The sequence below is a fragment of the Rhodocaloribacter sp. genome, assembly GCF_056451265.1.
In genome coordinates, this window is sequence record NZ_JBWOPL010000071.1 from 57,613 (window position 1) to 69,930 (window position 12,318).

11 protein-coding genes are annotated in these 12,318 nt (G+C 66.5%); 6 read left to right on the forward strand and 5 right to left on the reverse strand.

Annotated elements, in window-relative coordinates; translation table 11 throughout:
• Window positions 1–4 precede the first annotated feature (4 nt).
• From rsmD to radC, 4 genes are all read left to right on the forward strand, one after another.
• Window positions 5–658: a 16S rRNA (guanine(966)-N(2))-methyltransferase RsmD gene (gene rsmD / locus AC1HIY_RS12970; RefSeq protein ID WP_479577170.1), complete on the forward strand. Its 654-nt coding sequence runs from the start codon at window positions 5–7 to the stop codon at window positions 656–658.
• Complete coding sequence (coaD, locus tag AC1HIY_RS12975; RefSeq protein ID WP_456427371.1) at window positions 655–1,131, forward strand: pantetheine-phosphate adenylyltransferase; 477 nt, start codon at window positions 655–657, stop codon at window positions 1,129–1,131. Before rsmD ends, coaD begins: the two co-directional genes overlap by 4 nt.
• A 135-nt stretch (window positions 1,132–1,266) precedes the next feature.
• Window positions 1,267–2,475 (forward strand): pyridoxal phosphate-dependent aminotransferase, encoded by a 1,209-nt coding sequence (locus AC1HIY_RS12980; protein WP_479577171.1) that lies wholly within the window; start codon window positions 1,267–1,269, stop codon window positions 2,473–2,475.
• Between the two features lie 103 nt (window positions 2,476–2,578).
• Entirely contained in the window at window positions 2,579–3,325 is a 747-nt protein-coding gene (gene radC, locus AC1HIY_RS12985) for a RadC family protein (RefSeq protein WP_479577172.1), read from the forward strand.
• A gap of 2 nt (window positions 3,326–3,327) precedes the next feature.
• Here radC and AC1HIY_RS12990 read toward each other — a convergent pair whose 3' ends face one another.
• Window positions 3,328–4,374 (reverse strand): endonuclease/exonuclease/phosphatase family protein, encoded by a 1,047-nt coding sequence (locus tag AC1HIY_RS12990; protein WP_479577173.1) that lies wholly within the window; start codon window positions 4,372–4,374, stop codon window positions 3,328–3,330.
• Between the two features lie 202 nt (window positions 4,375–4,576).
• Between AC1HIY_RS12990 and AC1HIY_RS12995 the strand changes: the two genes are divergently transcribed.
• Together AC1HIY_RS12995 and AC1HIY_RS13000 are read left to right on the forward strand one after the other, a co-directional pair.
• The gene (locus AC1HIY_RS12995; protein ID WP_479577174.1) at window positions 4,577–6,016 is read left to right on the forward strand and encodes a glycine--tRNA ligase; all 1,440 of its coding nucleotides are present in this window, start codon (window positions 4,577–4,579) and stop codon (window positions 6,014–6,016) included.
• Between the two features lie 571 nt (window positions 6,017–6,587).
• A complete protein-coding gene (locus AC1HIY_RS13000) occupies window positions 6,588–8,177 on the forward strand; it encodes a sensor histidine kinase (RefSeq protein ID WP_479577175.1) in 1,590 nt (529 codons plus the stop codon).
• On the opposite strand, the gene AC1HIY_RS13005 is transcribed toward AC1HIY_RS13000, so the two are convergent.
• The 4 genes from AC1HIY_RS13005 to AC1HIY_RS13020 all read right to left on the reverse strand — a co-directional run bounded on the left by AC1HIY_RS13005 (window position 8,155) and on the right by AC1HIY_RS13020 (window position 12,253).
• Entirely contained in the window at window positions 8,155–9,417 is a 1,263-nt protein-coding gene (locus tag AC1HIY_RS13005; RefSeq protein WP_479577176.1) for a dipeptidase, read from the reverse strand. The genes AC1HIY_RS13000 and AC1HIY_RS13005 overlap by 23 nt on opposite strands.
• Window positions 9,418–9,513: 96 nt before the next feature.
• Entirely contained in the window at window positions 9,514–10,305 is a 792-nt protein-coding gene (locus tag AC1HIY_RS13010) for a helical backbone metal receptor (RefSeq protein WP_479577177.1), read from the reverse strand.
• Between the two features lie 13 nt (window positions 10,306–10,318).
• The gene (gene mpl / locus AC1HIY_RS13015) at window positions 10,319–11,818 is read right to left on the reverse strand and encodes a UDP-N-acetylmuramate:L-alanyl-gamma-D-glutamyl-meso-diaminopimelate ligase (protein WP_479577178.1); all 1,500 of its coding nucleotides are present in this window, start codon (window positions 11,816–11,818) and stop codon (window positions 10,319–10,321) included.
• A 117-nt stretch (window positions 11,819–11,935) separates the two neighbouring features.
• Window positions 11,936–12,253 (reverse strand): hypothetical protein, encoded by a 318-nt coding sequence (locus AC1HIY_RS13020; RefSeq protein ID WP_479577179.1) that lies wholly within the window; start codon window positions 12,251–12,253, stop codon window positions 11,936–11,938.
• Between the last annotated feature and the right edge of the window lie 65 nt (window positions 12,254–12,318).

Genomic DNA, 12,318 nt, shown 5'->3' on the forward strand with positions numbered 1-12,318 from the left:
TCCCATGCGCATCATCAGCGGACGCCTGCGTCGGAGAAGCCTGCATGCCCCCCGCGGCCACCTGACCCGCCCCACGACCGATCGCACGCGGGAGTCGCTCTTCAGCCTCATCGAGAGCCGTATGTCGCTCGAAGGGGCCGACGTGCTCGATCTCTTCGCGGGCACGGGCGCGCTCGGTTTCGAGGCCGTCAGCCGGGGGGCGCATGCGGTCACGTTCGTGGAAAAGGACGGACGCGTGCTCAAATACACCCGACGCAATGCCGCCGAACTCGGGGTGGAGGAGTATTGCGTCTTCTTTCGTGCCGACGCCGTCCTGTACCTCGAGCGGTATCACGGCCCGCCTTTCGACCTGATCCTCGCCGATCCGCCGTATGATCTCCCCGCCCTCCCGCGCCTGCCTGATCTGGCCCTCCGGAGCCTGAAGCCGGGCTGTCTGTTCGTCCTCGAACACGACCGGCGTCACCGCTTCGAGGCGCATCCCTCGCTCGAAACGACCCGTTCGTACGGCCGCACCATCGTCTCCGTCTTCCGGAAAGAGGAAGCCCCCGCCGCCGAAGGGGACGCCGCCGAAGGAGACGCCGCCGAAGGAGACGCCGCCGAAGGGGACGCCGCAGAAGGCGCCGGCGGCTCAGGACCTGAAGCCCGCACATCGCCATGACCCTCGCGCTCTATCCCGGCACTTTCGATCCGTTCACGAACGGACACCTCGACGTTCTCGAACGGGCCTGTCGGCTGTTTGACCGGGTGGAGGTGACCGTGGCCGTCAACGTGGGCAAGACGCCGCTCTTCACACTCGAAGAACGCTGCGATCTCATCCGCCGGTGCGCCGCCCATCTGCCGGGCGTGACCGTGGCGACGTTCGAGGGGTTGCTCATGGACTATGCGCGGGCGCGTGGGGCGACGGCGCAGGTGCGCGGGCTCCGGCAGGTGAGCGACTTCGACTATGAGTACCGCATGCTCTTCGCCAACCGTCGCCTGCATCCGGGGCTCGAAACGGTCTTCCTCATGCCCTCCGAGGCGCACGCGCTCATCCACGCCTCGCTCGTCCGTGAGATCCACCGGTGGGGCGGAGACGTGTCGTCGTTCGTGCCGCCTCCGGTGCTCGAAGCGCTCCGGGCAAAACGGAAGTGACTCGGCCGACCGGGCCGACTCTCGCGGCTTCGTTCCCTCTCAAACTCCCCGGAATCTTCCCGGGGAGCAGTTCCGGGTTTCGGAGCGCGGGCGTAACTTTTTAGCCGCGTACATCAACCCTTGAGCTTCGAACGTATGACCGTATCCGAACCGACTTTCAACCCGAACGTGGCGGCGATGAAGCCGTCGGCCACGCTGGCGATGACGGCGCGCGCCAAAGAGCGCATCCGGGCGGGTTTCCCCGTCGTCAGCCTGAGCGCGGGCGAGCCCGACTTCGACACGCCGGCGCCCATCGCCGACGCCGCCGTGGCGGCGATCCGGGAGGGCTTCACCCACTATACGATGAATGCCGGGATGCCGGAGCTTCGGGAAGCCATCTGTGAGAAGCTCGCGCGCGACAACGACCTCGCGTACACGCCCGATCAGATCCTGTGCTCGAACGGCGCAAAACAGTCGCTCGCGCTCACCATTGCGGTGCTCGCTCGTCCCGGGGACGAGGTGCTCATCCCCGCGCCGTACTGGGTGAGCTATCCCGAGATGACCCGTTTTGCCGGAGCCGAGCCGGTCATCGTGCCCGCGACGGTCGAGAACGACTATCGCCTCACCCCGGAAACCCTCGAAGCCGCCCTGACCGAGCGTACGCGGATGCTCGTCCTGTGCTCGCCCTCGAACCCGACCGGATCGGTCTATTCGCCGTCGGAGCTCGAAGCGCTCGCCGGGGTGCTTCGACGACACCCGCAGGTCTACGTCCTCTCCGACGAGATCTACGAGTACATCGTCTATGACGCCGAGCACGTCTCTTTCGCGTCGCTTCCGGGGATGAAGGAGCGGACGATCACGATCAACGGTTTCTCGAAGGGCTATGCGATGACGGGGTGGCGGCTGGGCTATCTGGCGGCGGAGACGGCGATCACGAAGGCTGCCGCGAAGGTGCAGAGCCAGTTCACCTCCGCGCCGTGCAGCATCACGCAGAAAGCGGGCGTGGCCGCCCTCGCCATGGACATGGAGCCGATCCGGGCGATGGTGGCCGCCTTCCGCGCGCGCCGCGACTACGTGCTCGAGCGCCTCGCCGCCCTCGAGGGGGTGCGCTGCCCGAAGCCGGAAGGGGCGTTCTACGTGTTCCCCGAGGTGGCGGACTATTTCGGGCGAAAGACGCCGGAGGGAAAGACCATCGAAGGGAGTGAAGACCTGTGCTTCTACCTTCTCGAAGCCCACGACGTGGCGCTCGTGCCCGGCCATGCCTTCGGCGCGCCCGGCGGCGTGCGCCTCTCCTATGCCGCCTCGATGGAGGACCTCGAAAAGGCCATGGACCGCATCGAGGCAGGGCTGTCGGCGCTCCGCTGAGAGGCGTTTTTCCGGGGCGGAAGGTTATGAATCGGGCCGGTTGTGTGTTTAGGGGACGAGGACGCCGAGGCGTCCGCACCGTATCACGTTTTCCCGAAGCGCCATGTCCAACGAAGCCCTTCCCTCCATCATGCCGGCGGGTGAGCCGGAGATCCGGTATCACGCGCCCATCCATCAATGGGACGAGGCGGATCGTCCCCGGGAGAAGCTCATCGCGCGCGGTCCCGCCGCTCTCACCGACGCCGAGTTGATCGCGCTCATCTTCGGCACGGGCACGCATACGAAGGACGGCCCGGTCTCCGCCGTGCAACTCGGGCGGGCGCTCCTTCAGGCGTATCCTTCGCTCCACAACCTCTCGAAGCGTGAGATGAAGGAGATGACGCGCGTGAGGGGGGTGGGACGGGCGAAAGCGGTGAAGCTCATGGCCGCGTTCGAAATCGGGCGGCGGGTGGAGTCGCAGCGTGGCGGCGAGCGGGTGCAGGTGCGCACGCCCGAAGACGTGGCCGCCGTCTATGGACCGCTCATGCGCGACCTCAAGCGCGAGGTGTTCAAGATCGTCCTTCTGAACACGGCCAACTATATCATCGGCGACGAGACGGTGAGCGAGGGCGGGCTGGCAGCGAGCATCGTCGAGCCGAGGGGCGTCTTCCGACGGGCCATCCTCGAGAACGCCGCCGCCGTCATCTGTCTCCACAACCACCCGTCGGGCAACCCGGAGCCGAGCCGCGAGGACATCCGCATCACGCGGCAACTCGTCGAGGCGGGGAAGCTCATGGGCATTCCCGTGCACGACCATCTCATCATCGCCGGAGCCGGATACACCTCGCTCGCCGAGCGCGGGTTGATGTGATCTCAGAGCGAGAGCCGGACGATGACGGGGCGGTGGTCGGAGAGCGCGAAGGCGGGGACGTGCGCCGAGAGGATGCGCCACTGCGGGCCGACGAAGACATAGTCGATGCGGAAGAGCGGACGGCGGGCATGGTAGGTCGCGCCCCATCCCCGGCCCGCGTGTGCGAAGGCGTCCCGGAGTCCCGTGGCGAGGCGGCGATAGGCCCACTCGTGGGGGGTGGCGTTGAGGTCGCCGCAGAGGAGGAAGGGGAGCGTTTCGGCGTCGAGGCGTGTGCGGAGGCGGTCCGCCTGATCGGCTCGGGAGCAGACGTCTTCCCGGAGGCGACGGAGCTGCCCGCGCCAGGCGAAGGGCGCACCCCCACGCCGCCGCCACGGCCGGGCGAAGGTGAACGAGCGGAGGTGCGCGTCGTACACGACGAACTCGCGCCCGTCCCACCGCACCCGCGCCCGTGTGACGCCGCCGCCCTCCCCGAAGGGCAGGCGGGTCAGTTCGAGCACTTCGAGGCGCGTGACGATGGGGTTGGGGATGAGCCAGTCGAAGGGAAGGGGCAGGTCGTAGTGCCGACGCAGGGGTTCGGCGAAGAACGGCGGCTCGGAGGCGGGATAGATCCGGGCGAGCGGCAGGAGGTTGGCAAGGACGGGCTCCTGAAGCGCCAGGAGGTCGGGCCGCTCCCGCCGGAGGAGGTCGAAGAGCGGATGGCGGCGCGGCAGACGGCGGCGGGTGTGCGCGTTGAACGTCATCACCGTCAGCGCCGAAGCCGGGACGGGCCGCTTCCGGCGGACGAGACGAGGCCACGGGACGAAACGCACGGCGATGAGCGCCAGCAGCGCCAGGTGGACCCCGACGAGCGCGTCCGGAGCGAGCGGAAGGACGACCGGCGTGAGCGCGGCGAGCGCAAGCGCGGTGAACGGCAGCCCCACGGCGGCGATCTGAAGGCCCCACCACCGGCGCGGGCGCACGTGACGCGCGAGGCAACCCCCGGCGAAGGCCGCGACGAGCACGGCGTACGGTATGACGGGCAACAGGTGAAGCATGGGGCGGATATACATCCTACCAGACGAGCAAGCCGGCCTGATCGGGTCACGCTTCCTCTAAATCATTCAGATTTCAAGTGAAAACATTGAAACCAAGGGCGGGAGCCGGTAGTTTTCCGGTCCGTCATACAGGCATCTCCCCGTCGAGGTGCCTTTTTTCTTAGCGGCCGGCGCGCTTCGGCAACCGGCGCTCCCACCTCGTCTTCCGTCTCGAATCATGAGCGACCTTTTCGAAAAAATCGTCTCGCTGAGCAAGCGGCGCGGGTTCATCTTCCAGTCTTCCGAAATCTACGGCGGGCTGGCGGCTACGTACGACTACGGCCCCCTCGGCGTTGAACTCAAACGCAACGTTCGGGAACGCTGGTGGAACGCGATGGTCTACCGGAACGACAACGTCGTCGGGCTGGACGCGGCCATCCTCATGCATCCGAAGGTGTGGAAAGCCTCGGGCCACGTCGACGCGTTCAACGATCCGCTCATCGACGACCGGCAGTCGAAGATGCGCTATCGCGCCGATCAACTCATCGAAGGGCATATCGCGCGGCTGCGAAAGAAGGGCAAGGAGGAACGCGCCGAGGCGGTGTACGAAAGGCTCGTGCAGGCCCTGAACGCCGAGGACATGTGCGGCGCGCTGTACGACCTCATCATGGAGGAGGAGATCCGCTCGCCCGACTCCGGCGCTTTCGACTGGACCGAGGTGCGGCAGTTCAACCTCATGTTCTCCACCCACATCGGCCCCCTGACGGAAGAGGAGAACCGCATCTATCTCCGCCCCGAGACGGCGCAGGGCATCTTCGTCAACTTCCACAACGTGCGCGAGACGGCCCGGTTGCAGATCCCGTTCGGCATTGCCCAGATCGGAAAGGCGTTCCGCAACGAGATCGTGGCGCGGCAGTTCATCTTCCGGATGCGCGAGTTCGAACAGATGGAGATGCAGTATTTCGTCAAGCCGGGCGCACAGATGGAAGCCTATGAGATGTGGCGCGAGCGGCGTATGCAATGGCACGTCGACAACGGCGTCCGCCCGGAAAAACTGCGGTGGCACGAGCACGAGAAGTTCGCCCACTATGCCGACGCCGCCCACGACGTTCAGTACGAGTTTCCCATCGGATGGCAGGAGGTCGAGGGCGTCCACTCGCGCACGGACTACGACCTGAGGCGGCACCAGGAGTTCTCCGGGAAAAAGATGGAATACTTCGATCCGCACACGCACGAGCGGTACATCCCGTACGTGGTCGAGACGTCGGCCGGACTCGATCGGACGATCCTGATGCTCCTGTGCGATGCGTATCACGAGGAGGAGGTCAACGGCGAACCGCGCAACCTGCTTCGCTTCCACCCGAAGCTTGCGCCGATCAAGGCGGCGGTGTTTCCGCTCGTCAAGAAAGGGGGGATGCCGGAGGTGGCGCGCGCCCTGCAGGCGGACCTCCAGCCGCATTTCTACACCGTCTACGACGAAAAGGGGGCCATCGGGCGGCGCTATCGCCGGATGGACGAAGTCGGCACGCCGTATTGCATCACCGTCGACGGCCAGACGCTCGAAGACGGCACGGTGACGGTCCGCGAGCGCGACACGATGGCGCAGGCACGCCTCCCGAAAGAGAACGTGGCGGCGTACGTCCGGGACAAGATGGAGGCCTGGTCGCCGCCCGCCTGAACGCGACGGCGTGTGCCGCGTGCGCTGGGCGCGCGTCAGGCTCCATATCAACGGGTTTCGCCGTTGCTCAGGATTCCGATCACGCGACGTGTTGCGTCTGGTCATGCGTCCGTCCGAAAGGACCCGCTTCCGGTTTGCGGACCGGCCGAACCGTCATTGAACCGTCTCCGGGCCGGTCATTTGACGATGAGGTTTCGAAAGAGGCGCAGTATTCGTACCTTCGCACCGCACACCCTGAGTTTGGCCTGATGATTGAAAAGGGACCTGACGCTGAATAAAGCCGGAAACCCCACCACCCTTCCGGCGCATAATTGCTCCCACGGCGTTCTGGAATGAACCATCGTGTTCGTTTTTCAGACGTTCTCCCGGAGTTTTTATGTCGGCGCGGGAGACGCCCTTTTCTTCCCCCCATCGATGGAGTACGTCGACACCGATCCCCCCGTCGGTGCGGCGGGTCATATACGGATTTCTCCACAGGCGAGACAGCATGTTTGGTAGCTCAGAAGTACGGGCGCCGGTTCCTGAACCTCCACATGGGAGAGAAATGCCGGGACCGGATCAGGAAGGATTCATGACGCGCCTCGCCCGCATCGCGGTGCAGGCATGTGATATGTCGCTGGCGGCGCTCTCGCTCGTGGGCCCCGAAGGTCGGCACCGGATCGTGGCTCTGTGGGGGCGGAAGGGGCTGCTCGGGGCCGAGACGCTGGCTTTTTGCGACGAAGTGCTTCGGAAGGGCGCGCCGCTCGCACAGGAGACGGAGTGTCCCGGCGGTTCGAGAGGGCGGAAAGGGAGGGCTTCCGGGCGCTGTTTTGCCGCCGGGATGCCGCTGCGGGAGCCGAACGAAGCGGCATGGGGCACGCTGTGCGTCTTCGGCGACGAGGCCCCGGGAGCCTCGCCGAGGGTCCTCGCGGCGCTGGACGACCTGGCGCAGATCGCCGTGGAGCGGCTCCGGGCGCAGGGCGCGCGGAAGCAGGCCGAAGCGGCGGCCGCCACGCTCCGCTCCTTCTATGAGAACGTGCTCCACGAACTGCCCATCGCCGTGGAGGTGCTCGATGCCGAAGGACGGTTCGTATGGGCGAACCGGGCCGCCGAAGCCGAGAGCGAAACCCGCCTCGACCGGATGATCGGCAAGACAACGGAAGAGCTCGGGCGCGACTTCGAGCGCAACGCCTCGCTGTACCGGCAACGGCACGAGTGGATCATGCAGGTCGTGGCGCGGAAAGAAATCAGCGACCTCGAGGAGACGATGCGTCTCCCCGACGGAACGGTGCGGCATCTGTTTCATGTGGCCGTCCCGGTGCTCGGCGCGGACGGCGCGGTCGATCACGTCATCGGATACCGCGTCGATCAGACGGAGACGAAGGCGTACGAACGCGACCTCGTGGCGGCCATCGATCGGGCGGAAGCGCTCAACCGGCTCAAGTCGGCCCTTCTGACGAACATGAACCACGAGGTGCGCACGCCGCTGACGGCCATCATCGGTTTCGCCGATATCCTGAGCCGGAGCGCCTCCGCCGAGGGGCGTGAGTTCGCCGGGCTGATCCACAAGAACGGACGCCGGCTGATGGATACGCTCAACGCCGTGCTCGATCTGGCCCAGCTCGAAAGCGGAAGCATGGAACTGAGGCCGATGCCCTTCGATCTCGCCGCGCTCATCCGGGAAGTGCTGGCGCTGTACCAGACCGAAGCGGACGCGCGCGGCCTCCACCTCCTCTTCGAGGCGCCCGAGCGCCCCTACATCATCGTCGCCGATTATCTGGCCGTGCACCGCATCGTCGGCCACCTGGTCTCGAATGCGCTCAAGTTTACCGAGCGAGGCGGCGTGACCGTCCGGGCGGAGATGGACCGTGCGCACGTGGACATCCGTGTGGAGGATACGGGGGTGGGCATCAGCCCCGCCTTCACGCCGCAACTCTTCGAAGCCTTCACGCAGGAATCGAGCGGACTGGACCGGAGCTTCAACGGCATGGGCCTGGGGTTGGCCGTCGCTAAGAACCTTCTGGACATGATGGACGGCGAGATCTTCGTCGAGAGCGAGAAAGAGGCCGGAAGCATTTTCGTCGTTCGGATCCCACGTCAGGCCTCCGACCTGATGAGGGGCGACGGGTTGCCGTCACGACAACGGGAGGTGCGTCATCTCATGGGCGATCATGAGGGGTAGACGGGGCGGCCGACGCCCCTGAGGCCGCCTGCTTTTCCCGGGCCACGCGCTCGACCTCGGCCCATACCCGCAACGCATTGCCGCCGAGAACCTTCTCGAGGTCCTCATCCGAGTAGCCGCGCCGGAGAAGCTCTGCGACGAGGTTCGGGTATTCGGAAACATCCTGAAGGCCCTCCGGAAGGGCGAATACGCCGTCGAAGTCGGAGCCGAGGCCCACGTGATCGATGCCGACGAGATCGACCACGTAGTCGATGTGATCGGCCACGTCGGCCACGGAGCCGACGGGATGGGCGCGCCGCTGTTCGGCATAAAAGGCAAAGCCCTCGGGGTCGTCCTCCGAAAGCCCGCGCTTCTCCATCTCTTTCCGGATCTCTTCGCGGATGGCCGCCCCTTCGTCGGCGTACTCGGAGCGGAGGAACGAGGAGCCGAAGTTGATCATGATGACGCCGCCGCGTTCGGCAAGGGTCCTGATGAGGTCGTCGCTCATGTTGCGCTCCCATCCGGGCGTGAAGTGCCGCACGGAAGAGTGCGAGGCGAAGACCGGCGCTTCGGTGACGCGCATCACGTCTTCGAACGCGGCGTCGGAGATGTGTGAGACGTCGACGATGATGCCGAGGCGGTTCATCTCACGGACGACGTCCTCGCCGAAAGGACTGAGCCCGCCCCACGTGCCGGTGGTGTCGTACGAAGAGTCGGAGATGCGGTTGTCCGTCGCGTGGGTGAGCGTGATGTACCGGATGCCGCGCTCGTAAAAATGCGTGAGGTTGGCGAGGTCGTCCTCGATGCCGGAGCCGTTCTCCATGCCCATCGGCAGCGAGATCAGGCCCTTCTCATGGTTTCGGCGGACGTCCTCGACGGAGGCGGCGAGGGCAAACTTGTCCGGCGCGCGCGCGACGAGGCCCTCCACCATGTCGATGAGCGAGTCGGCGAGGGCCTTCGAGGCGCCGGGCGTGTCCTGGAGCCGGGCGGGGAGGTAGATCGACATGAACGGGGCGTCGAGGCCGCCGGCTCTGGCGCGGGGGTAGTCGAAGTCGCCGCCCACGGTGGCTCCCGTGACGTCTTCCTCGTGTTCGCGGAGCCGATACGGCACGTCGATGTGCCCGTCCACGATGATGTATTCGTGCGCGAGTTCGAAAGCCTTCGCCCGAAGCTCTTCGTCGGGAGCGGGCGCTTTGTCACAACTCATGAGTCCGAGGGTGAGGAGGAAGGGGACGGCGATGAGGATGCGGAGACGAGCCATGGATTCGGGGATGAAGGGTGGGAACGTGTGGCGCCCAAGAATACGAAATGAAACGGAGAACGAGAAGGGCGGGCGGGGTGGAAAGCGGCGGCTTGCTCATTGCCGGTCGACGAGGGAGCGGCGGAGGCGGTCGAGATAGGCGGGGGAGCGGCGGAGGCGGCTGCCGTACCACGAAAAAAGCTCGCCGTCGACGAAAACGATGGGGACGTCGGGGAGGAAAGCCCGGAGTTCGTCGCGGTGTTGCTCGGAGAAGGGGAACGGCTCGCTCGAAAGGAGCACGACCTCGGGGCGGGCCGCGACGAGCGCCTCGGGCGTCACCTCGGGATACCGCGTCCGGTCGGCGAAGACGTTCGCGAATCCCGCCCGCGTCATCACGTCGTGGATGAAGGTGTCGCGCCCGGCGCTCATGTACGGTTTACGCCAGATGAGGTATGCGGCGCGCAGGGGCGCTCGGGCGGCGAGGCCGGCGAAGCCCGCTTCGATCTCGTCGGCGAGCGTATCGGCCCTTTCCGCTCGTCCCGTCATGCGCCCCACGGTGCGGATCATCGCCGTGGCGCCCGGCACGTCCCGCACGTCGGTGACGAAGACGCGCGCGAAGGCGTCGAGCGCCTCCACGTCGGCGCGGGTGTTCTCCTCGAGGTTGGCCAGGACGAGATCCGGCGCGAGCGCCCGCACCCGTTCGAGGTTCACGTTTTTCGTCCCCCCGACGATGCGCTTGCGTGCGTTCCAGCCTTCGGGATGCACACAAAACCGGGTCAGGCCGACCACTTCGGCGTCGAGGCCGAGGTCGGCGAGGAGTTCGGTCTGGCTGGGCACGAGCGAGACGATGCGGCGCGGGGGGGCGTCGAGCGAGAGGGTGTGTCCGCGCGCGTCGGTGAAGGGAGGCATGGGGCGGGAAGGACTATTGGCGGTCCGAAACGGTTCTTTTCGAGCGGCGGGCGAGCCTCGAGAGCAACTTCTCGTGGATGCCGCCGAAGCCTCCGTTGCTCATGATGAGGGCCACGTCGCCGGGGCGGAGGTGGGCGGCGAGCGGCGGCAGCAGGGCGTCGGCGCTCGGATAGACGGCGGCGGAGAGGCCGCGCGCGCCGAGACTGCGAACGAGCCGGTCGATGTCGATGAACTCCTCGGGACGGTCGTTATGGCGGAACGGCGGAGCGCTGAGGAAGACGGCGTCGGCTTCGTCGAATGCCTGCCGGTAGCCGTCCTCGAAGATTTTCCTCCGGCTGGAGTTCGAGCGCGGTTCGAAGACGGCGGTGAGGCGTCGCTCGGGCCATCGTTCGCGGGCGGCCCGGAGGGTCTCGCGCACGGCCGTGGGGTGATGGGCGAAGTCGTCCACGACGAGCACGCCGTCGGCCTCGCCGCGCACCTCTTGCCGCCGCCGGATGCCCTTGAAGGTCGTGAAACCTGCCGCGATCGTCTCGGCGGAGAGCCCTTCGTCGAGGGCGACCGCGCAGACGGCGAGGGCGTTGAGGAGGTTGTGGCGTCCGCTCATCGGGAGGAAGATCTCGCCGAGCGCTTGACCGTCGGCGACGAGTGTGAAGCGTTGCCCGTCGGCGCTCGCGCGGACGTCGCGCGCGGTGACGGCGGCGTCGGGGTCGAGGCCGTAGGGCCGGACGCGCGCCCTCGTGTGGGCGGCAAGGGCGCGCACCTCCGGGTCGTCGCCGCAAAGAGCAAGCAGGCCGTCTTCGGGCACGAGCGCGACGAAGGCCCGGAAGGCCTCGCGGTAGTCGTCCCACCCCTCATAGATGTCCGCGTGGTCGAACTCCATCGAGGTCACGAGGGCGCTCGTGGGCCGGTAGTGCATGAACTTGGGCCGCTTGTCGAAATACGCGCTGTCGTATTCGTCGCCCTCGACGACGAAGTGCGGCCCGCTCCCGACGGCATAGCTCATGCCGCCGTTGCGCATCACGCCGCCGACGAGGAAGCCCGGGTCGAGCCCCGCCGAGCGGAGCACGTGCACGAGCATGCTCGTGGTGGTCGTCTTGCCGTGCGTTCCGGCGACGACGAGCGAGCGGCGGTCGCGGATGAAGTACCGGGTGAGCGCCTCGGGAAGTGAGAGCTGAGCGAGGCCGCGGTCGCGGGCATACGCCGCCTCCGGGTGGGTGGGCGTGCATGCGTTCCCGACCACGACGAGGTCCGGCGGAGGATCGAGGTGCGCCGGGTCGAAGCCGTGGTGCACGGGAATGCCGAGTTCGGCGAGCCGGGTGCTCATGGGCGGGTACACGTTGGCGTCCGCACCGCGCACCCGAAAACCGGCCTGCTGAAAGAGGCCCGCCAGCGATCCCATGCCCGTCCCGCAGATGCCGATGAGATACACGTCGTCGAGGGCTTCCGGGGCGGGCGCGTCCGGGCGCTCGAAGATCCGGAGGTGCGCGTCAGGCAGGTCGGCGATGTTTTTCATGGAAGGAAGAGCCGGGAAAACGAAAGCGAGAAGATACGCGTCGGGGCAGGTTCGTCCGGGAGCAGCCTTGCGAAAGTGCGGGGAAGATTACCGGAGCAGAGAGGGCGGAGGGGGCGTTCACAACTTCCAGTGAAGGGTGGGCGCGGTCGTGGTCGGGAGGGTGTCTTCCCCGCAGGGATGATCCTTCTCGATCGTGCGGATCTTCATCGAGCGCACCTCGCCTTTCTTCCCGTCGATCTCGAAAACCTTATACCGGCGGTAGGAGCCGAACGCATCCCAGGGGAGAGGCAGGGAATAGCCGAGGGTGATGCGCCAGACGTGCCCGTCGGCGTCATACTCGGTCTCTTCGGGCAGGACGTTCGTGAAGGGCTGATCGTGGTACAGATCGGAGAAATAGGCTTCGGCTATACGCACCGCCTCTTTGACGTCGATCATGGCGCGGGAGGATAAAAAAAGGGGCTTCACGGGTATGAAGCCCCCGGGGTCGGAAGGGTTCCGAA

What these genes read in the sequence shown, in the direction of transcription:
- rsmD (WP_479577170.1), top strand. Translation starts at nt 5, where the DNA reads ATGCGCATCATCAGCGGACGCCTGCGTCGGAGAAGCCTGCATGCCCCC.
- mpl (WP_479577178.1), bottom strand. Translation starts at nt 11,818, where the DNA reads ATGAAAAACATCGCCGACCTGCCTGACGCGCACCTCCGGATCTTCGAG.
- AC1HIY_RS12995 (WP_479577174.1), top strand. Translation starts at nt 4,577, where the DNA reads ATGAGCGACCTTTTCGAAAAAATCGTCTCGCTGAGCAAGCGGCGCGGG.
- AC1HIY_RS12980 (WP_479577171.1), top strand. Translation starts at nt 1,267, where the DNA reads ATGACCGTATCCGAACCGACTTTCAACCCGAACGTGGCGGCGATGAAG.
- AC1HIY_RS13005 (WP_479577176.1), bottom strand. Translation starts at nt 9,417, where the DNA reads ATGGCTCGTCTCCGCATCCTCATCGCCGTCCCCTTCCTCCTCACCCTC.
- AC1HIY_RS13000 (WP_479577175.1), top strand. Translation starts at nt 6,588, where the DNA reads ATGACGCGCCTCGCCCGCATCGCGGTGCAGGCATGTGATATGTCGCTG.
- AC1HIY_RS12990 (WP_479577173.1), bottom strand. Translation starts at nt 4,374, where the DNA reads ATGTATATCCGCCCCATGCTTCACCTGTTGCCCGTCATACCGTACGCC.
- AC1HIY_RS13010 (WP_479577177.1), bottom strand. Translation starts at nt 10,305, where the DNA reads ATGCCTCCCTTCACCGACGCGCGCGGACACACCCTCTCGCTCGACGCC.
- radC (WP_479577172.1), top strand. Translation starts at nt 2,579, where the DNA reads ATGTCCAACGAAGCCCTTCCCTCCATCATGCCGGCGGGTGAGCCGGAG.
- coaD (WP_456427371.1), top strand. Translation starts at nt 655, where the DNA reads ATGACCCTCGCGCTCTATCCCGGCACTTTCGATCCGTTCACGAACGGA.
- AC1HIY_RS13020 (WP_479577179.1), bottom strand. Translation starts at nt 12,253, where the DNA reads ATGATCGACGTCAAAGAGGCGGTGCGTATAGCCGAAGCCTATTTCTCC.